The sequence below is a fragment of the Desulfosarcina alkanivorans genome, from assembly GCF_009688945.1.
GTDB lineage: Bacteria > Desulfobacterota > Desulfobacteria > Desulfobacterales > Desulfosarcinaceae > Desulfosarcina > Desulfosarcina alkanivorans.
This window is the reverse complement of the sequence record NZ_AP021874.1, coordinates 5,183,959-5,204,195: the sequence shown is the minus strand read 5'-3', so window position 1 is coordinate 5,204,195 and position 20,237 is coordinate 5,183,959. Positions and strand designations below refer to the sequence as shown.

The window sequence follows — 20,237 nt, the reverse complement described above, 5'->3', positions numbered from 1 at the left end:
TTCATAAAAGAAATGTAAATACAAATGGTTGTATTTATCGTACGCAGACTGGTCCAGGCCATCTTTGTCATGCTGATCATCAGCCTGGTGGGCTTTTCCATCAAGGATCAGATCGGGGATCCGGTCAGAGACCTGGTGGGTGAGCGGGTAACCCCTGCGGAGCGGGCCGAGATCGCTGAACAGATGGGGCTCAATGACCCCTTTTTCATCCAGTATTTCCGGTTTGTGAAAAACGCCGTCACCAAAGGGGATCTGGGGCGCTCTTTCCTGTACAACAAACCCAACCTGGAAGTCATTCTCGGGCATGCGCCGGCCACCATTGAACTGGTTTTCGGTACCGCCCTGATTATCATCGTTGTCTCTCTGCCCCTGGGGGTCTATTGCGCCCTGCGGCCCAAAAGCATCCTCTCCCGCTTTACCATGAGTTTTTCCACCCTGGGGGTCTCCATGCCGGTGTTTTTGACGGCCATCCTGCTGATCTTTCTCTTTGCCATCCAATGGCAGATCCTGCCATCCTATGGCAGGGGAGAGACCGTGGACCTCTTCGGCCTGGGCTGGTGGGAGACCGGGATGCTCACCATAGACGGCCTGATGCATCTGATTCTGCCCTGTGTATCGTTGTCCACCCTCATGCTGCCGCTGTTCATCCGCCTGATCCGGTCCGAAATGATGGAGGTGCTGGAAACCGAATACATTAAATACGCCTGGGCCAAGGGCCTGTCGCCGGCCAGGGTGTGGATGGTGCATGCCTTTAAAAACACGCTGCTGCCGGTGATCACGGTCTTCGGTGTGCAGATCGGTATCATGTTCGCCTTTACCCTGCTCACGGAGTTGGTATTCCAGTGGCCAGGCATGGGATTCATGTTTCTGGAGGCCGTCCACCGTGCCGACATCTCTTTGCTGATTGCCTATCTCGTGGTGGTGGCCACCATCTTCACATTTGTAAATACGATTGTTGACATCCTTTACGGCTTTATCAATCCCACCGTAAGAATCGCCGGTACAAAATGAGAACAAAATTCCAGAAATTCAAAGCGTCGTATTTCCTCTACAGTTTCAAGCGGGACAAGGTGGCGATCTTCTCCTTTATTGTCCTGACGATATTCCTGTTGTTGGCCGTAACAGCGCCGTGGGTGGCCCCCATGGACCCCTATGACGCTGTCAATATAGACATCATGAATTCGGAGATCCCCCCGGTCTGGATGGAGGAGGGGAGCAGCGAATTCCTCCTGGGAACGGACAACCAGGGCCGGGATATGCTCTCCACCATGCTGTATGGACTGCGGACCTCCATCGTCATCGGCCTGGGCGCCGTGGCCCTGCAGGGCATCATCGGGGTGATCGTGGGCCTGTTTGCCGGTTACATGGGCGGGAAAATGGATGCCGTCCTCATGCGACTGGCCGACATCCAGTTCTCCTTCCCCTACCTGATGGTGGCCATTTTAATGTCGGCCATCTTCCAGGTGGCCTTCGGCCTGGGCAGTTTTGAGCGCCTGGCCGTGCCCCTGCTGATCGTCATCATCGGCCTGTCCAATTGGCCCATGTTCGCCCGGACCATCCGTGCCTCGGTCATAGGTGAGAAAAACAAGGAGTATGTGGAGGCCGCCCGGGTCATCGGCCTGCCCACCTGGACCATTATTTTCCGCCATATCCTGCCCAACTCCCTGACCTCGGTCATGGTCATTTCCACCATTCAGGTGGCCAATGCGGTGATGAGCGAGGCGGCGCTCTCTTTTCTGGGCCTGGGCATGCCGGTGACCAGACCCTCCCTGGGATCGCTGATCCGGGCCGGCCAGGAGTTCTTTTTCTCCGGGTCGTGGTGGATTACGGTCTTTCCGGGCATCTGGCTGGTGGTCTTTGTGCTGGTGATCAACCTGCTGGGGGATTGGCTGCGGGATGTATTGAACCCCAAATTGTACAAAGGATAAATGGAAAAGGGTGTTAAGGGTTAAGAGACAGAGGAACACCGCAACTTAACACTTTAAACTTAACACTTAACACTTGACACTGTTTGGTTTATCTATGTCTCACTTATTGGAAGTCAACAATCTTGAAGTCAAATTCGCCCTGCGATTCGGGGATCTGACCGCCATCAACGGCATCAGCTTCGCGCTGGATCGCGGCGAACGCATGGGGCTGGTGGGCGAAAGCGGGGCCGGTAAATCGGTCACCGGTTTTGCCATCATCAACCTGATCAGCAAGCCGGGATTCATCTCCGGAGGCCAGGTGATGTTCAACGGCCGGGACCTGACGACGCTCTCCAACGAGGCCATGCGCGAGATCCGGGGCAATCAGATCAGCATGATCTTTCAGGACCCCATGATGACCCTCAATCCGGTGCTGACCATCGGCACCCAGATGGTCGAAACCCTGCTGGCCCACCGCGGCATCACCCGGGCCGAAGCCGAGGCCATCGCCCTTGAAAAGCTGAAAAAGGTGCAGATCCCCTCACCCGAAAAACGCCTGGCCCAGTATCCTCACGAATTTTCCGGCGGCATGCGCCAGCGCATCGTGATTGCCATCGCCCTGCTCACCGATCCGGAAATCATCATTGCCGACGAACCCACCACGGCCCTGGACGTTACCATCCAGGCCGAGATCATGGACCTTTTGCAGCAGTTGTGCGAATCCGAACATACGGGTCTGATCCTCATTACCCACGACCTGGGGGTGGTTTCCCAGGTCACCGAAAAAATCGCGGTCATGTACGCCGGCAAAATCGTGGAAACGGGCCCTACGGACCGGGTGGTCAGCAACCCCCGACATCCCTATACGCAAGGGTTGATCAAGGCCCTTCCCGGCAGCCTGCAGCCCGGCGCTCGACTCAACCAGATCCCGGGGATGATGCCAACCCTGACAGACATCCCGCCCGGCTGCGCCTTCAATCCCCGGTGCAGTCTTTGCGACACGATCTGCCGGGAACAGGAACCGCCCTTGAAGGCCGTCGGCGATGATGCCTGCAAAGTGGCCTGCCACATGGTAACCAAATGACAACACAGATGAAAAGCGACGATAACGGGCTGTTGACCCTCGATAAGGTGGTCAAGCACTTCGATATTTCCGGAGGCCTGCTGGACCAGATTCGATTTGAAAACGGCAAGCTCACCCGCCGCCGAACGACCGTCAAGGCCGTCAACGAGGTGAGTTTCACCATCGCCCCCGGCGAGACGTTCAGCGTGGTGGGCGAAAGCGGCTGCGGCAAATCCACCCTTGCCCGCACCACCATCGGCATCTACCCGCCCAACAGCGGGAAAATTCTCTACGGCGGAGAACGGATCGACAACAAAAACGCCCAGCAAATGCTGCCCTTCCGCCGCAAGATGCAGATGATTTTCCAGGATCCTTATGCATCCCTCAATCCGCGCAAAACCGTGATGCAAACACTCGAAGAACCGGTCGTGTTTCACAACCCGACCATCTCGTCGGACCAGGTGAAGGAACGCGTCGCGGAAGTGATGTCCCAGGTGGGCGTCGACCCCAAGTGGGCCACCCGCTACCCGCACGAGTTTTCCGGCGGCCAGCGGCAGCGCATCAGCATTGCCAGGGCCCTGATGGTGGATCCCGAGTTCATCGTGGCCGACGAGCCCGTGTCGGCCCTGGACGTTTCCATCCAGGCCCAGATCCTCAACCTGCTCATGGACGCCCAGGCCCAGCGGGGCCTCACCTACATGTTCATCACCCATGACCTGTCGGTGGTGGAGCACATCAGCACCCGGGTGGCCGTGATGTACCTGGGCACCCTGTGCGAACTCTCACCGGCAAGGGCCCTTTTCGAAGCCCCCCGGCACCCCTACACCCAGGCCCTGCTCTCCGCCATCCCCCGCCTGGGCCGAAAAAAAAGCGATCACATCCGGCTCAAAGGCGAGGTGCCCACCCCCATCAACCTGCCCACCGGGTGCGTGTTCCACGGCCGGTGCATTCACGCCAACCAGCGCTGTGTCGAGGACCCCCCCCGGGCACGAACCGTTGAAAACAAAGTAATCGTTGCCTGTCATGGCGTGGAAGAGGGGCGGTTGTAAAGCGGGGAAACCGCTGACGGTCCCAAGACCGGAGCCCGCCAGCGACGCCAAAGGAAGGTTATTTCTTAGGGGGCGATGCAAGACCGGGGCCCCGGGCGGAAGCCGGCAGTCATGTCCCCCGATCAGACCGGTTCAACCCATGGCACGTCGACCGCATTGGTGGTCGGCATCGAACTTGGCCAGGCGATCCCCCAGTTCCTCAAAGCGGTCTTTTCCGGTCAGCGATACGCAGGCCCGCACGCCTTCGGTGCGGCTGCTGCCGGTGGTTTCCAGGGAAATGGCACTGATGCCGTAGTAGAGCAGTTCCTCCACCAGCTGGGCGCCGGTGAAACCGGGGTAGGCAACGGTAAAGTAAAAACCGTCGGCCAGGGGCTGGTCTTCGTCCCTGTCGTAGACCAGGGAAAACCCGTTTTCCGTGAACAGGCGCTTCATCGTTCGGGCCCGATCGCCATATTCTTTGACGGCCTCGACAAAATTGTACCGGCCGTCGTTGACCGCCTCGAGCAGTTTGGCCAGCCCGTACTGACTGCTGTGACAGACCCCAGAACTCAACGAATACATGCCTCCGAAAATATACGCGTAGCCGAATCGGTCGCTGCCGAACCAGGTGGCCAGACCGTCGCCGGTCGAATCGAAGAGACGATCGGAAATAGCGGTCATGCCGATGCGCTGGCCGGCCATGCTGAAGGACTTGGAACTGGAAATCAGCAGAATGTAATTGTCCGTATAGCGCGCCACCGTCGGGATGAAGGGCGGCGTCCCCGGCCGGGAGGTGTCCTGCCTGAAATCCATGCCGAAATAGGCCAGGTCCTCGAGAGCGATAACATCGTAGCGGGTGCACAGCTCGCCGATGATGCCCAGCTCTTTTTCCGTGAAACAGATCCAGGCGGGATTGTTGGGATTGGAGTACATCAGGGCGCCAATTCGTCCTGTGGACAGGTAGGGTTCCAGCTTGTCGTGCAGACGGTCGCCCCGATAATCGTAGACGTCAAAACTTTCCCGGGGCAGCCCCAGCACCTGAGCCTGCTTCTTGTTCACGGGAAATCCCGGATCGATGAACAAAATCCCGTCCCTGCCCTTGATGCGACGGCCGGCCATCATCATGGAAAGAAAGCACCCCTGCATGGACCCGACGGTGGGCAGGCAGTGGGCCGGCTGCACGTCGGTGTCCAGGAACCGCTTTACGAAACGGGAGATCTCGTATTTCAGGTAGGCAATGCCGTCAAAAGGCGGATAGATGGCCCCCACCCCCTTTTTCAGGGCGCAGATCTCGCCGTCCACGGCAATTTCGGGGGGATCCAGTCCGGGAATGCCCATCTCCATACGGATAAACCGCTGGCCTGATTCCTCTTCGATTTCACCGACCAGGCGGTTCAGTTCTCGAATGGAGGCCAGCCCCACGCAGGCGAGTTTGCTTTCACGAATCTTGTCCCGGACGATAGTGCCGGCAATCGGAGTTTCCATGATCGATCTATTTCCTCAACAGGTATGCCGATCCGCGATGAGACCGGCAATGGCTCGTCAACAGGAGGCAATGTAAGGATCCGACGATGTCCGGCGGTCCCAACCCGGTCAGCAATGACACCGCCCTGTCTGTTTCCTGAAATGCCTCGAAACATCATCCGGCATGGTTTTAAACACCTAATGGATCGCAGTGTAAACAAAAAAATCCATCATTCCTGGATCGATCAAACAATCCCCACCTCCCCTATCGGTTTACCCTCGAGTATACGCCGGGGATGAAAGATCGACAGATCCAGCTCCGGTGTCTCGCCGAGGATCAGTTCGCTCATGTAGCGGCCCACGGCCGGACCCTGCTGAAGGCCGTGGCCGGAGAAGCCGTTGGCCAGGTAGAAGCCCTTGAGTTCCGGCCATTCGCCCAAAATAGCGTTGTCATCCAGCCGGTTGACCGCATACAGCCCCGCCCATCCCCGGACCAGCTTCAGGCGCTCGAAGGCCGGCACGAATTCAGCCAGCTCCAGCCACAGCTCATCCATGAACCGGTTCTGGTCCCAGGTGAAATCAAATCCCACGGGGTCCGCGTCCAGGGATTTGCCGATCAGCACCATGCCGCCGGTTTCCGTCCTGAAGTAAAACCCCGAGGGCAGAATGGTCAGGGGCAGCGGCCCTTCGGGCTTGACGGCCGTATCCACACAAAAGCACTGGCGCTTGACCGGGTCGACGGGCAGCGCCACGCCGGCAGTTCGGGCCAGCTCGGTGCACCAGGCACCGGCGCAGTTGACCACGGCGGAAGACGTGTAGACCTCGCCGGAAAGGGTCCTGACGCCGGTCAGCTGTCGGTTGTCCACCATCAGTTCGACCACCTCGTCTTCGATGTAAACGGCGCCCTGGGCCCGTGCATTGGCCTTGTATGCCATCAGCACGGCGTAGGCGTCGAAATGCCCGTCCTGCCCACCGAAGGTGCCGCCGGCAAATCCTTCCGGTGCATAGAGGGGATAGCGGGCCTTGATCTGGTCCGGCGTCCACCATTCAACCTGACACCCCAACCCCTGCTGCATGGCCATCTGGGCTTTGGCATCATCCACGGCCGCGGGATCATGGAGAAACAGGTTGCCCTCCCGGTGATAGGCGATGCTGGGGCGGTTGCCGGCCACCGCCATGTCGTCTTCGAAGCGTTCCAGCACATCGAAGGCGTACTGCGAAATCCGGACGTTCTGCTTGAGGCTGAACTGGATCCTGGCATTGACCATGGACAGGGTGGTGGACGCCCGGGTATAGGCCAGATCACGCTCGATGACCGCCACGCGCAGCCCGGGGTCTTTTAGGGTCAGGTAAAAGGCGGTGGTGGAACCCATTATCCCGCCGCCGACGATGATCACGTCATAAGGCTGCTTGCTGTCCATGGTCTGGCATTCTCCTTGGGGTGGCCCGAAGCGGTCAGGCCTGTTTGTAGTTCGGCCCTTCCCCGCCCTCCGGACAGGTCCAGGTCACGTTGTGGAAGGGGTCTTTGATGTCGCATGTCTTGCAGTGCAGGCAATTGGTAAAATTCAACTTGATGCCCTTGATGCCGCTGCCGCCCTCACCGCCTTCCATTTCATAAACATCGCCCGGGCAGAAGCGGGTACAGGGGCAGCCATAGGCCGGATAACAGCGTTCCACACAGACCCGCTGGTCATGGATCAGGACATGGCTGGGCTGGTCCTCGCGGTGCAGGGTGCCGGACAGGTATACACCGGTGAGTTTATCCACCATCGCCGGGTCGTCCGCGGCCGGCTTTTCCGATTCCGCCGAAGCGGCCGGGTCTCCCGGGTGCAGGCGCGCGAGCGTTTCGGCATCGTCCACGGCGGGCAGTCGATCGACCAGGCCCTTGCCCTTGGAGACATACTGGGCGGCCAGGTGAATCCATTTGAGCGGCCCCTTCTTGGCCAGGGCCTGGGCAAAGTTGCGGCCTTCACGAAGTTCCGCACCGGCCCAACTGGAAGCGAGCCGCCGGTGATAGCCCTCCAGTGTGCCGCGCGAGGTGCTGCTCGCCGCGAGGGCGTCCATAATGGTCTCGGCGGCCAGCATGCCGGATTTCATGGCCAGGTGGATGCCCTTGATGGCCGGTGTGCTGTGCATGGCGGCGCCGTTTCCGGTGAACAGGGCACCGTCCACGGCCAGCTGGGGCATACTGAACCAGCCACCGGTGGAGACGGCCCGCGCCCCCTGCTCCACCACCTTGCCGCCCCGGATGATCTGCTGAATCATGGGGTGACGCTTGAAACGCATGAACGTGTCGTAAAGATCCAGGGACGGGTTCTCGTAGCCCAGTGCGACCAAAAACCCCAGGGCGATACGGTTGTCGGCCATCTCATAGACAAAACCACCGCCGGGAGTGTCCAGGTCCAGGGGAAATCCCATGGTGTGAATATCGTTGAAGGGACTGCCGGTGAAAAAATGGTCTTCGGGCAGCTGGATCACTTCCTTGATCCCCGTTTCAAACACCTCGGGCAGACGGTTCGAACGGATGGGCAGTTTACCGGCCAGTTCTTTCATCAGGCTTCCCCGGGCGCCTTCGCCCAGCACCGTGACCTTGGCCAGCAGGTCGATACCCGGCTCGAAATTGGGTTTGGGCCTGCCGTCCTTGTCCAGCCCCTTGTCCCCCGTGCGTACGCCTGTCACCGTAATGCCGTCCTCGGCCAGCAGGATTTCTTTACCATCAAACCCGGGAAAAATATTGATGCCCAGGGCTTCGGCCCGATCTCCCAGCCAGCGGCAGACCCTGGCGAGACTGACGATCGGAAAACCGGTGTTGTGCATCTGCCGCGGCACCAGGGGCATTTTAAAGCTGCGGCCCTGGGTCAGGAAAAAGAAGCCATCGCCGCGCACGGTCTGTTCGACGGGAAACCCCTGCTCCCGATAGTCCGGGTAGAGTTCGGCGATGGCCACCGGATTCATCACCGCCCCGCTGATGGCATGGGAGCCGATGGCGGCCCCCTTGTCTATGATCGCCACTTCCAGTTCCCGGCCCTTTTCCGCAGCCAGCTGCATCAACCGGATGGCGCCGGCCAGGTTGGCGGGTCCGGCGCCGACGAACAAAACGTCAAATTCAATCGCTTCATGTTTGGTCATGGATTTTCCCCTCTTTTTCAATCAGGTTGTGCCAATGGCGACAAGGAAATGCGACACATGGATGAAATGGTGTTTAAAAACTTTCAATAGCCTGATTTACCATTAAAAACAAGAGAACGACAATGAAAATGGGGATCATCCTTCATCATGGCCGCGGGTCTCCGCCCCATGGCCGCCGCATGGCACCCCGACAAGGCCGCGAATCCATGGTTGTGCGCCCCCCCGAAAGAATGCCGCAGCAGCGATTCTGCGCTGGAACCAGGCCGCAAACCCGCATGCACACGTGGCGCCCGGACGCCTACAGATCTCGACTCCAGGCCGGGGGGTAGGATTCAAGGCGGTATGGGGCATGTCGGCGCCAGATTCTCAACGCAAGTACACTTTAAGTTTTATCAGTTGTATACCAATGGTCCAAAAGCTGTCAAGTCGCATGGCCGCGCCCCGGCCACAAGCATATTGGACTTGTTTAATCATGTGATCCGTGGTATCAGCCATCTCTGACCTTTTCATTCAATTCCCTGAAATTCGGATACGACCAATGGACGCGGGCAATGCAATTTGCAGGCGGCCGGGACGATTTGGCAAGGAGGCGTTGAGCATGGCAAACCGGAGCGGCAATTCAGTGTGGATTCTGGTGGTAATTCTGGCGGTGTGTCTTCAGGTGGCGTTTGTCTTTGCAGATTGCAAACAGACGGCCACGGGAACGGCCGTCGACTTTTCCAGGGCTTATTTCCTCCTGGACCCCGATATGGAAAAGTATATGTGCAGCGACCTGGCGGGCGATGCGGATGAATCGGCGGCAGCCACCTATCTCCTGACCATGACCGACGAGGCCCGAGAACGCGGATTCGGCACCGGCATGGTGCGACAGACCATTTACCATGTAAAAACGGAAACCCTGGCCCAGGACGCCGAGTCCGCGACCATTCACCTGAAGGGGTACAGCCGGACCTGTATCCATCCGGTCTTCGCCTATGTGGCCAAACTGTTTCAGCTGGGCCGGACCAACACGTTCGAAGGAACCTTGGATCTGATCAAAGAGGACGGCAAGTGGAAAGTCTGCGGCGCCCCCTACGGCCTTTCTCCGGAGGTTTAGCCAGCGGAACCCCGCTTGAAAAAAGACAACGGGAAAATGGCGGCGCCTGATCAGGCATGGTTGTCGCCCCCGTCAACTTCATAATGATCGTCCGCCGCCGGTTTCACCCCATCGTGGAACCGGCGCTTTTATGTCTGCACCCTGGCGATGGTGTCTGCCGATGGACGCTGTATACCTGGAAATTCGAGAAGTTGCCCGCCGAATCGTGGCCCGGTATCCCCGGCCCGATTTTTACACGGCGCATCCATCCGAGGCCAGGGATGCCAGACAATTCTACCGCTCCGACACCACCATCACCAGACTGCGCAAGGACATGGCCGAATGCCTGGATGACGATTTCGGCCACGGGATGGGCCACGTGGAAAAAGTGGCCATCGACGCCGGCACACTGGTCATTATCGAAAGCCGGCAAGCCAACCAGACGGATGACCGGACCCGACGAAACCTGATGCTGGCCCAGTGCGCCGGCCTGCTGCATGACATCTGCCGCAAAGAGAAATCCCATGCCGACAAAGGGGCCGAAAGGGCCCGGGAGATCCTGGGGACCTATCCGCTGGTTTCCAGGGAAATCGGTCTTGTCTGCACGGCGATTCGCAACCACGAAGCCTTTGCCCGCCTGGACCGGCCGCCAACACCCCAGGCCCGCATGATATCCGATTGCCTCTACGATGCGGACAAGTTCCGTTGGGGCCCGGACAACTTCACCCACACGATCTGGGACATGGTCGGCTTTCTCAACCCCACCCTGGACACGTTTATGAACCACTACCCCAAAGGCATGGCCCTGTTAAAGAAAATCCGGAACACCTTCCGATCCCGCACCGGCCGACGATTCGGCCCACAGTTCATCGACATGGGCATTGCCATCGGCCAGGAACTGTACGAGGTGATTCTGGCCGACTTCGCCAACCGTCCCTGACCCCAAGCGGTACCGACAAAGGACCCTCATCCGTGCGCATCGTATTGATCAATCCCTTTTACCCCATCTCCGAGACACCGTCCCCGCCGCTGGGTCTGGCCTTCCTGGCCGCCGCGCTGGAACGGGCCGGAAACGAAGTCAAGATTCTGGACTGCGTCGTGTTTCCCTTCAGCCAGGACGTTCTGGCGACCCTGATGAGGGAATTCAAACCGCATCTGGCCGGGGCCACCGCCGTGACCATGACGGTCGACCACGCCCTCGACGTCCTCGACAGGGTCAAGGCGCTGGATCCGTCCGTCACCACGATGATCGGCGGCCCCCACGCCACCTTTCGCGCGGCAGAAATCCTGAAATCCTGCAATCAGGTGGACGTGGTGGCCTGCGGCGAGGGTGAGGAGACCATTGTGGCCATGGTCAGGGCCCTCGAGAACGGAGTTCCCTGGAAGCAGGTGCCGGGCATCGCCTTCCGTGAAGGCAGGCAGCTGAAGATGACGGCCCTGCCGCCGCTGGCAGACCTGAACGAACTGGCACCGCCGGCCCGCCACCTGATCGCGCTGGGGCGCTATCGGGCCCTGGGCATGCCGGTGAGCATGACCACCAGCCGGGGATGCCCGTTCAAGTGCATCTTCTGTGTGGGACGGAAAATGGTGGGGGCAACCGTCCGCTATCGCGATCCCGTTCGGGTCGTGGACGAAATGCAAGGCCTGAGCACCTTGGGATTTCACCAGATCAACCTGGCCGACGACCTGTTCACGGCCAATCGACGGCACTGCCTGGCGGTGTGCGACGAAATCCTGGAGCGCGGGCTGAAGGTCAACTGGACCTCCTTTGCCCGGGTGGACACGGTTTCCCGCCAGACGCTTGAACGGATGCGCCGGGCCGGTTGCACCACGGTCAGCTTCGGCGTGGAATCCGGCAGCCCCGAGATGCTCAGGCGGATCAAAAAAGGCATCACCCTGGACCAGGTGGTGCAGGCCGTTCAGCTCTGCCTGGACTGCGGCCTCGACCCCCACACGTCATTTATCCTCGGCCTGCCCGGTGAAACCCCGGAAACCCTTGCTCAAACGCTTGCATTCGGCGAGCGCCTCAAGGCCATGGGCGTCAACCATGGGTTCCACATTCTGGCCCCCTTCCCCGGTACCGACGTCCGGGAACGGATCGATGACTACGACTTGTCGATTCTGTCCGACGATTGGCGGCAATACCATGCCAATCGCGCCATCATCCGTACGGCCGGCGTGGCCCCGGAGACCATGGACGCCATCGTGATCGACGGCGAGCGGCAATTCGACCGGTGGCTGGCGGATATCGGCCGACGCCGTGAAACGGGAGAGGCCACCGACGTAGCAGTATGGCCCCTGGTCCGGCTGGAGCACACGGTGGTGATTTACGATTTGATGATGAAAGGCCTTGTCGAAAAAAAAGGTTTCTGGCGGGCCGGGGCATCGGATACCGCGGACGCCCGTGGGGTCGAACGGCTGATCCGCCGGGTGTCCGGGGAGCTTGACCACCCACAGACGCGAATCCGGGCGGCCATCGAATTTGCCGTCGACAACCGATACCTGGAACGCAACAACGCCAAGGGCCTGATCTGCTGGTCCTGGAAAGACTACCTGTAGGCCTGCCCGCTGTGACTGCGCCGGGACGTCTTCGCTGCTGACGGGAGGGCCCGGAAGCGCCGGATGGGGCCGTACAAAAAGGCTCCCCGATCCGCTTGCGCCTCCCGCCTCCATTGCCGGTTCGCTGCCCTTCATTTCCATGGGCCCCTGCCTATCGATTTCAATCCCCGGAATAAAACGGGATGAGGATTGACCGGAACAGCCGGCCCGGATCCGGGCGCCCTGTTTTCAACAGGGCCGCCCGAGCTGCTGGCCCCCGACGGCTTCGCCTGGAAAGCCGGACACCCGGAGATGGTATTCCCGGACTGTCTGAATTCCACTGAAGTCATATCGTTTTTTGAATTCAACGGGCTCATGCTTATAGTGGGAAATATTTCCACCCCCCAGATGCAATGGAACACAAGGAGGTCACCATGTTCAAGGCGGTCAGAATTCATGAAACGGGCGGTCCCGCGGTCATGCGGTGGGAAGATTATGATCCGGGTGCACCGGGCCCCGGGGAGGTGCGGCTGAACCAGGAGGCCGTTGGACTCAATTTCATCGATGTGTATCACCGCACGGGGCTTTACCCGTTGCCCGCACTGCCCGGCGTACTGGGACTGGAAGGCGCCGGCGTCGTGGAATCGGTCGGCGCCGGTGTATCCGACGTCAAGCCGGGAGACCGGGTGGCCTATGCCGGCATTCCGCCGGGCGCCTATGCCCAGGTGCGCTGCATACCGGCCCACCGCCTGGTCCGGCTGCCCGACAGCATCACCACCCGGCAGGCGGCAGGCATGATGCTCCGGGGCATGACGGCCAGATATCTGCTGTTCGGCTGCTATCCGGTAAAAGCCGGCGACCGCATCCTGATTCATGCGGCGGCCGGCGGTGTGGGCGCCATTGTCTCCCAATGGGCCAGCCACCTGGGCGCCGAGGTGATCGGCACCGTGGGCTCGGCGAAAAAAGCCGAGATTGCCAAAGCGAATGGCTGCGCCCACCCCATACGTTATGGGGATGTCGATTTTGCAGAACAGGTTCAGGACATTACCGGGGGGCGGGGTGTGGACGTGGTTTATGACAGTATCGGCCAGGCCACGTTCATGAAATCCCTGGACTGCCTCCGGCCCATGGGAACCATGGTCTCCTTCGGCCAGGCATCGGGCGCCGTGGCGCCGCTGGAGATCGGGGTGCTGGCGGCAAAAGGGTCCTTATTTCTCACCCGGCCCAGTCTGATGGCATACACGGCCAGGCGGGAGGATCTGCTGGACCATGCCAGGGACCTTTTTGACGTGGTCGGCAAAGGTGCGGTGACGATTTCTATCGGCCAGACCTACCGGCTGGAAGACGCGGCCCGGGCACACCAGGATCTGGAGAATCGCAAAACCACGGCCAGCACCGTGTTGATCCCCTGAAAATGGAAGGGGCTGCCCGATGGACAAGCCCCTAAGGATTTGGATATGCCATCAATAACGGCAAGGGTGGCTAAGAACAGCACTGACTCACATAACAACCGCAGGGATCCACGACCCGGCAGCCGCATGGGTCGACCACGTAAAAACAACCGCAGCTATCGGCAACGCGATGGTCGCCGGGATTCGACCTGTTCTTGCCATCCGTTTTTCGTTCGTCGGATCTCTTTTCGGACATGATGAAACCTCCTGTATGTGCCATACAGTCCCCTTCTTCCGGGGCGCATGATGATTTGGGGCGTTCCGGAAAACGATGTTGACCGGTCGATGGAACGCGGGTCCCCTTTCGGAAAAACAAGGGCCGCGCCTGCGATCCATCATAAAAATGATAATCATCAAACGGCGTTTTGCCATCGTACCGCAGTGGCTCGACGGGCCCTTCCGGCCGGCCGGATAGTGCTGGATGTTTACCCGCTTTTGTGTTAATGCATTTAAGTTTCTTCCCACCAGATTAGAGGTATTATGAAAAGAAACAGGATACTTGTGATTGCCACGCGCAACAAAGGCAAGACTGCCGAGATCCGGGATCTGCTGGACGCCTTTCCGATCAGCATCAAAAATCTGGATGATTTCGGTCCCATCCCGGAAGTTGTCGAAGACGGTGACACCTTTGATGAAAATGCCTACAAGAAAGCCAGCTTCACCGCCAGGGTACTGGGCTATCCGGCCCTTTCGGACGATTCGGGACTGGTCGTAACGGCGTTAGACGGCGCTCCGGGTGTCCACAGCGCCCGCTATGCCGGTCCCGATGCCAGCGATGCCCAGCGTTGCAGCAAACTGCTCGGGGAACTTGAAGACCAACCCGACCGGTCGGCCGCTTTTGAATGTGTGATTTCCATTGCCGTTCCCACCGGACCGGCATTGACCTATGAGGGACGCTGCGAAGGAACGATCGCCCATGCGCCTGCCGGCACCAATGGGTTTGGCTACGACCCGATTTTCTTTTATCCGCCGCTGGACAAGACATTCGCCCAGTTGACCATGGCCGAAAAAAGCCGTGTCAGCCACCGGGGCAAGGCGCTGCGTGAAGTTCAAGACGAGTTTGACAAGGTGTTGAAATGGATTGACCAGCAAATGCCGGCGCCGGAAATTGTCGGTTGCCAGAGCCCATCGCAACAGGGCTGACTTCGTGAGCGCCGGTTTTTAATTGTTTACCGTCGAGAAGGGATGAACGGCATGTTGAAAAAAAATGAGGGGATTGACATTGTACGTGAGATCGGGGGGATCCAGACCATCGAACAGGCCCAGGCCCTGTTCGAAAAAAGGCTGGACGGGGAGCACCTGTCCCGCATACGAACCCTGAGCCACCCGGAGATCCTGTTAAAAATCGCCAACGCCATTGCCATGTGTGATCCGGCCCGGGTTTTTATCAACACGGGGTCCGAAGCGGATTGCCAGTTTATCCGCCGGCTGGCCCTTTACAAGGGTGAAGAGGCCATATTGCCCATGGAAGGGCATACGATTCACCATGACCTGAAAGAGGAGCAGGGCCGCATCATCGACCGCACCTTTTACATCGCCAACCCCGATGAAAAAATCAGCAGTCTGGCCAACAAAATCCTCAGGGAGGATGCCCTGGTTGACGTCCGGGAAAAAATGGGCGGCATCATGGCCGGCAGTACCATGGTGGTGGGACTCTATATCCGCGGCCCCGTGGGAGCGGCAGCATCCAATCCCGCCCTTGAAATCACCAGTTCCGCATACGTCTCCCACAGTGCCGAAATCCTCTATCGCAATGCTTTTTCGGATTTCGAAAAGGAGGTGGAACGGCTGGGACATTTTTACACCAACGTCCACAGTGAAGGCCTCAACCGCCCCGAGGACCTGCCCAATGCGCGGGTTTTCATGGACCGGAGCCACCGCACGACCTACTCGTTCAACTGCACGTATGCGGGCAACACCCTGCTCCTGAAAAAAGGCAACCACCGTTTTTCGGTGGACAAAGCGGTCTATGAAGGCGGCGGCAGAGAACTGGCCGAACACATGTTCATCACCGGCATCAGCGGCCCCGGCGGCCGGGTGACCTGGGTGGCCGGCGCCGCACCGTCCGGCTGCGGTAAAACCACGACCGCCATGGCCGGCAACCATTTTGTCGGGGATGACCTGGCCCAGATGTGGATCGACAGCAACGGCAGTGTGCGTTCCATCAACCCGGAATGCGGCATCTTCGGCATCGTGGAAGATGTCAACCGGGAAGGCGATCCGATGCTCATGGACCGGCTGAGGAATCCCGGTTCCGAAGTCATCTGGTCCAACGTGCTGATCGATGAAAACGGCACCCCCCACTGGACCGGAAACGGCGAGGCCCAACCCATCCGTGGCCGCAATTTTCAAGGCCCCTGGAAAAAAGGGCTGAAGGATGCCGGCGGCAATGAGATCCCCATCTCCCATCCCAACGCCCGGTGCACCATCTCCTCAACCGCCCTGGCCAACTACTCGGAGAAAACCGAAGCGCCGGAAGGCGTGGAAACCCGCGTGATCACTTACAGCGGCCGGGACAGCGACACCATGCCGCCGGTATGGGCCGCAAAAAATGCCGAGCATGGCGTCGTCATCGGGGCCTGCATCGTCTCGGCGGCCACGGCCACGGAAGTGGGCGCCAGCGGCGTGAAACGGGCGCCATGGGCCAACGCGCCATTTATTCCCGGCGCATTGGGCGACTACATGAAGGCGCAATTCGATTTTTTCGGCAGTTCCGCCATTGCCGACGACAAACGGCCGATCCTGGCCGGGCTGAACTATTTTCTCACTCATGAAGCCCGGGGCGGCAGCAGCAGAAAACTGCTGGGAGAAAAAAAGGATGTCAAGGTCTGGCTGGGCTGGCTGGAGCGGCGCACCCACGGCGACGTGGACGCCATCGAGACGCCGATCGGTTTCCTTCCCCGCTATGACGACTTGAAGGCCCTTTTTGAAACCCTGATCGACAAACCCTACCCCAAAACGCTCTACGACCAGCAATTTTCCCTTTACGTGGATAACATCCTGGCCCGAATCGACCTTCAGACCGCTGCCTACGGCAGGGAGGAAAACATACCCGGACAATTGTTCGATGTCCTTCGGGAACAGCGCGATGGCTTGATCGCCCTGAAAACCCAATTCGGCCCCGTCGTCACGCCGGAGCAGCTTGAAAAGTAAAAACTACTGATGAATACTGAAAGGAGGGTACCCGATGAACGATCAAAAAAGAACGCTTCAAACGGCCTTTTCGGTAATTCGTCAGGCTACATTCGCCAGCAGCTGCTTTTTGAGCTTGGTCATCCTTGGAATGATCGCCGGGATCTCGTTCTATAAGAATTTGGCCCCAAACCATTTTGTCATTCTTAACTTTTTCATCGTTGGGTGCGTAGAGCTGAATATCATTTTGCTGTTCTTCCATCAGTTGAGAAAGCACCCCCAAAACCTGAATACTTGAACAAAACCATATTATGAAGATAGTTGTAAGGGCGGCTGAGATTCTTTCTGCCGCCCTTTTTACATCATACCCAAGGCATGTGAATTCTATGAACCCACAGCGACTCGCCACCACCGTAATCAACCGGCGCATGCTGGTGGCGCTGGTGATGGGGTTTTCCTGCGGCCTGCCACTCCTGCTCACCCTGAGCGTGCTTCAGGCGTGGATGAAGGAGGCCGGGGTGGACCTGACCACCATCGGGCTCATGTCCCTGGTCGGCCTGCCCTACACCCTCAAGTTTTTCTGGTCGCCCGTGTTCGATCGCTACGCGCTTCCGTTTTTGGGGCGCCGGCGGGGGTGGCTGCTGGTTTCGCAGCTGGCGCTGATGGCCTCCCTGGTCTGGCTGGGATTCAACAATCCGGCGGCTCACCCCGAACTGCTGGCCCTGGCCGCCTTGGCGGTATCGTTTTTCAGTGCATCCCAGGACATCGTGGTGGATGCCTACCGGCGGGAGGACCTGCCCGACCGGGAGCTGGGCCTGGGGTCCTCCCTGTACATCAACGGCTATCGGGTCGGCATGCTCCTGGCCTCCGGAGGGGGTCTGATTCTGGCCGACCACATCCCCTATTCCCTGGTTTACCTGATCATGGCCCTGTGCCTGCTGCCGGGGGTGATCACCACGGTGCTGACGCCTGAACCCCGGGTGCCGTCTTTTCCCGTCTCCCTCAAGGCCGCCGTGGTGGATCCGCTGGTGGAATACTTCAGTCGTTCACATGCCCTGTGGATTCTGGCGTTCATCCTGATGTACAAAATCGGCGACACGATGGCCGCGGCCATGACGACCCCATTCTACCTGGACATCGGTTTTTCCAAAACCCAGATCGGAGCCGTGGTCAAGCTGTTCGGATTCTGGGCCACCGTGGGCGGCACCATTACCGGAGGGATTGCCATGATCCGCCTGGGCATTGTCCGCAGCCTGTGGATCTTCGGCATCCTTCAGGCCCTCTCTACCGCGGGATTTTTCCTGCTGGCAACCATCGGCCCGAGCCTGGCGGCCCTGTCGGCGGTGATCGCGTTCGAAAACCTGAGCGGCGGCATGGGCACCTCGGCCTATGCCGCCTACATGGCCAGCATCACGGACAAGCGTTTTACCGCCACCCAGTACGCCCTGCTGACCAGCCTGATGGGCATCCCCCGGGTCCTGGCCGCAGCTCCCACCGGTTACCTGGCCACCCTCATGGGCTGGCAGGGCTTTTTCATCTTCTGCACCCTGATCGCCATCCCCGGCCTTCTGCTGCTGTTGCGCATTACCGGCCGGGCCCGAAGTTGACGCCCATTGAACCGCTTGTTTTTTATATTTTTCTGATTATTGTAGGCCAAACCATCAACCAGGAGGAACACCCATCCCGTGGCGCCACACCAACCCCCCGTCCGCACCCATGCCGATCGGCTCAGACAGCTGGCCGACGAACGCCGTCGCATCCTGTCCGGGTCTGCAGAGCATGCGAAAGCAGCGATTCTCGGCCACCCCCAACCGGCAGCGCTTGTCCATTCGTTTCCCGAAGAGGACCTGCATTTTCTGATTCATGACATCGGCCCGGCGGATGCCCTCCCGCTGGTTGCCCTGGCCTCCAACCGCCAGTGGGACTATTTTCTGGACATGGAGGTCTGGAATAAAGATCAGCTGAACTATCAGCAGGCGGTCACCTGGCTGCAGTTGATGCTGCAGGCGGACCCTGATCGGCTGGTCAAGTGGTGTTTTGACGAAAAACTTGAATTCCTGGAAATAGTATTGTTCAGAAATATCGAACTGCGGGTCAGGGAGGCGGACCAGGCCCCATCGGATCTGGGAGACGGTTTTTTTACCGATGACGACACCTTCTACGTCCGCTTCGTGGACTATCCCGTCGCCACCCCGGAAGAGGAAACGGTCAAACGCAGGCGCGATGAAATGCTTTCCCAGCTGCTTCGGCGGCTGTCGCTTTTCGATCATCCGCGCTATCAGGGACTGCTGCTGGAGGCGGCCAGCGTGATTCCGGGTGAAATCGAAGAGGAGCTGTTCCGGTTGCGCAATGTCCGGCTTGGCGAAAAAGGGTTTCTGCCTTTTTACGAGGCAGTCGGCGTTTATCAACCCTTGAGGCCGGGAGACCTGGCCACCAGGGGAAAAAAAGCGATGCCCCCTGTGTCGCCGGAGGGGGTCCCTTTTCCGGTGCCCCAGTTTACCGACACCTTTCTAGAGGGGGACAGCCTCTTCGTGCGCGCCCTGAAAACGATCCGCGACGCCCATGTGGTCCAGCAGCTCCAGATCGAGCTGGCCAGCCTCTGCAACCAGGTCATCTCGGCCGACCAGACCGTCATCCGGGGCCGCGATCAGCTGAAGGCGGTGGTGGCCAAGGTCGCCGGCTACCTGTCCATCGGGCTTGAGGTGATGACTGAAAACGCCGGTGGCGTTCTCGAAATGGAGGCATCGGCACGGCTGCGGCGCCATTTGCTGGTTGACATCTTCAGGACCGGTTTCGCCGGCGCCCTGCAGCTTAAATGGCGGGCCGGCCGCTGGCGCAGAAAGAGCTGGTGCCAGGCCCAGCAGGTGGCGCTCACCTTCTGGGACGAGGCCTGGCTGGGCTTGCTGGGAGGGCTGCTGATCGATGCCCCGAAGTTCTACGACCCGTCAAGCACCGGGTCCAATTACCGCGATTTTCAGACCCAGGATGAAATCAGGGCAACCGGTCGAAGTCTGGATCAGGTGGCGGCCATCGATGGACTTCTGGCGGACATGGACACCCCCATGGCCGGCATCGAGGAGGAGCGTCTGGTGACCTACAAAAACCTCCTGCTCACCCTGTGGGCCAGGGCGTCGCTCAAATTGCCGCCGATGGATGGACAAACGCGGAGCATCGCCGTTCCGCTTTCCGATTTCAGACACTTTTTCAAGGCCTTGTGGACCGACCGGCAGGGCTTTCGGGTGATTGGCGATGAAAAAAAGGCCAATTTTCTGCACTGGGCAGCCCGGGCGTCGGGTCAGCCGCCCGCGGATCTCTCCGATCGCCTGGGGAGGGTATTCGAGGCCCTTTTCGACGAACTGGAAAACGAACTGGCGCCGGTTCGGTCCGGCAACCTTGACCCGCGCCATGTTCATCTTTTTCTGCTCCGGTCCTGAATCGATCATTAACCGT

General features: G+C 59.4%; 16 protein-coding genes. 12 read left to right on the top strand and 4 right to left on the bottom strand.

Translation table 11 applies throughout. The features are described 5' to 3' along the window. Positions 1-24: 24 nt before the first annotated feature. The 4 genes from DSCA_RS22835 to DSCA_RS22820 all read left to right on the top strand — a co-directional run bounded on the left by DSCA_RS22835 (position 25) and on the right by DSCA_RS22820 (position 4,019). Positions 25-1,011 carry an ABC transporter permease gene (locus DSCA_RS22835; RefSeq protein ID WP_155318645.1) on the top strand — a complete coding sequence of 329 codons (987 nt, stop codon included), beginning with the start codon at positions 25-27 and terminating at the stop codon, positions 1,009-1,011. Next, positions 1,008-1,928, top strand: coding sequence for an ABC transporter permease (locus tag DSCA_RS22830; RefSeq protein ID WP_155318644.1), 921 nt, complete (start codon positions 1,008-1,010; stop codon positions 1,926-1,928). Before DSCA_RS22835 ends, DSCA_RS22830 begins: the two co-directional genes overlap by 4 nt. Before the next feature lie 94 nt (positions 1,929-2,022). Beyond that, positions 2,023-2,991 carry an ABC transporter ATP-binding protein gene (locus DSCA_RS22825; RefSeq protein WP_155318643.1) on the top strand — a complete coding sequence of 323 codons (969 nt, stop codon included), beginning with the start codon at positions 2,023-2,025 and terminating at the stop codon, positions 2,989-2,991. Positions 2,992-2,999: 8 nt separating this feature from the next. Continuing rightward, entirely contained in the window at positions 3,000-4,019 is a 1,020-nt protein-coding gene (locus DSCA_RS22820; protein ID WP_155318642.1) for an ABC transporter ATP-binding protein, read from the top strand. Between the two features lie 132 nt (positions 4,020-4,151). On the opposite strand, the gene DSCA_RS22815 is transcribed toward DSCA_RS22820, so the two are convergent. From DSCA_RS22815 to DSCA_RS22805, 3 genes are all read right to left on the bottom strand, one after another. Beyond that, positions 4,152-5,483, bottom strand: coding sequence for an aminotransferase class I/II-fold pyridoxal phosphate-dependent enzyme (locus tag DSCA_RS22815; protein ID WP_155318641.1), 1,332 nt, complete (start codon positions 5,481-5,483; stop codon positions 4,152-4,154). Between the two features lie 224 nt (positions 5,484-5,707). Beyond that, positions 5,708-6,883: an NAD(P)/FAD-dependent oxidoreductase gene (locus tag DSCA_RS22810; protein ID WP_155318640.1), complete on the bottom strand. Its 1,176-nt coding sequence runs from the start codon at positions 6,881-6,883 to the stop codon at positions 5,708-5,710. A gap of 34 nt (positions 6,884-6,917) precedes the next feature. Then, positions 6,918-8,591 (bottom strand): electron transfer flavoprotein-ubiquinone oxidoreductase, encoded by a 1,674-nt coding sequence (locus DSCA_RS22805; protein WP_155318639.1) that lies wholly within the window; start codon positions 8,589-8,591, stop codon positions 6,918-6,920. A 598-nt stretch (positions 8,592-9,189) separates the two neighbouring features. Between DSCA_RS22805 and DSCA_RS22800 the strand changes: the two genes are divergently transcribed. The 6 genes from DSCA_RS22800 (at position 9,190) to DSCA_RS22775 (ending at position 16,808) form a co-directional block, all read left to right on the top strand. Beyond that, positions 9,190-9,687, top strand: coding sequence for a hypothetical protein (locus DSCA_RS22800; protein WP_155318638.1), 498 nt, complete (start codon positions 9,190-9,192; stop codon positions 9,685-9,687). Positions 9,688-9,847: 160 nt separating this feature from the next. Continuing rightward, positions 9,848-10,606: an HD domain-containing protein gene (locus DSCA_RS22795; RefSeq protein ID WP_167527921.1), complete on the top strand. Its 759-nt coding sequence runs from the start codon at positions 9,848-9,850 to the stop codon at positions 10,604-10,606. Between the two features lie 32 nt (positions 10,607-10,638). Continuing rightward, positions 10,639-12,225 (top strand): B12-binding domain-containing radical SAM protein, encoded by a 1,587-nt coding sequence (locus tag DSCA_RS22790; RefSeq protein WP_155318636.1) that lies wholly within the window; start codon positions 10,639-10,641, stop codon positions 12,223-12,225. Between the two features lie 413 nt (positions 12,226-12,638). Then, positions 12,639-13,616 carry a quinone oxidoreductase family protein gene (locus tag DSCA_RS22785; protein WP_155318635.1) on the top strand — a complete coding sequence of 326 codons (978 nt, stop codon included), beginning with the start codon at positions 12,639-12,641 and terminating at the stop codon, positions 13,614-13,616. Positions 13,617-14,135: 519 nt separating this feature from the next. Continuing rightward, positions 14,136-14,798, top strand: a complete 663-nt coding sequence (locus tag DSCA_RS22780) for an XTP/dITP diphosphatase (protein WP_155318634.1) — start codon at positions 14,136-14,138, stop codon at positions 14,796-14,798. Positions 14,799-14,849: 51 nt separating this feature from the next. Further along, positions 14,850-16,808 (top strand): phosphoenolpyruvate carboxykinase (GTP), encoded by a 1,959-nt coding sequence (locus DSCA_RS22775; RefSeq protein ID WP_155318633.1) that lies wholly within the window; start codon positions 14,850-14,852, stop codon positions 16,806-16,808. On the opposite strand, the gene DSCA_RS22770 is transcribed toward DSCA_RS22775, so the two are convergent. Next, positions 16,783-17,049, bottom strand: coding sequence for a hypothetical protein (locus DSCA_RS22770; protein ID WP_155318632.1), 267 nt, complete (start codon positions 17,047-17,049; stop codon positions 16,783-16,785). The two genes, DSCA_RS22775 and DSCA_RS22770, sit on opposite strands and share 26 nt — an antisense overlap. Positions 17,050-17,173: 124 nt before the next feature. On the opposite strand from DSCA_RS22770, the gene DSCA_RS22765 reads away from it, so the two are divergent. Continuing rightward, the gene (locus DSCA_RS22765; RefSeq protein WP_155318631.1) at positions 17,174-18,394 is read left to right on the top strand and encodes an AmpG family muropeptide MFS transporter; all 1,221 of its coding nucleotides are present in this window, start codon (positions 17,174-17,176) and stop codon (positions 18,392-18,394) included. 78 nt (positions 18,395-18,472) lie between these two features. Further along, complete coding sequence (locus DSCA_RS22760; protein ID WP_155318630.1) at positions 18,473-20,221, top strand: DUF6178 family protein; 1,749 nt, start codon at positions 18,473-18,475, stop codon at positions 20,219-20,221. The last annotated feature ends 16 nt before the right edge of the window (positions 20,222-20,237 follow it).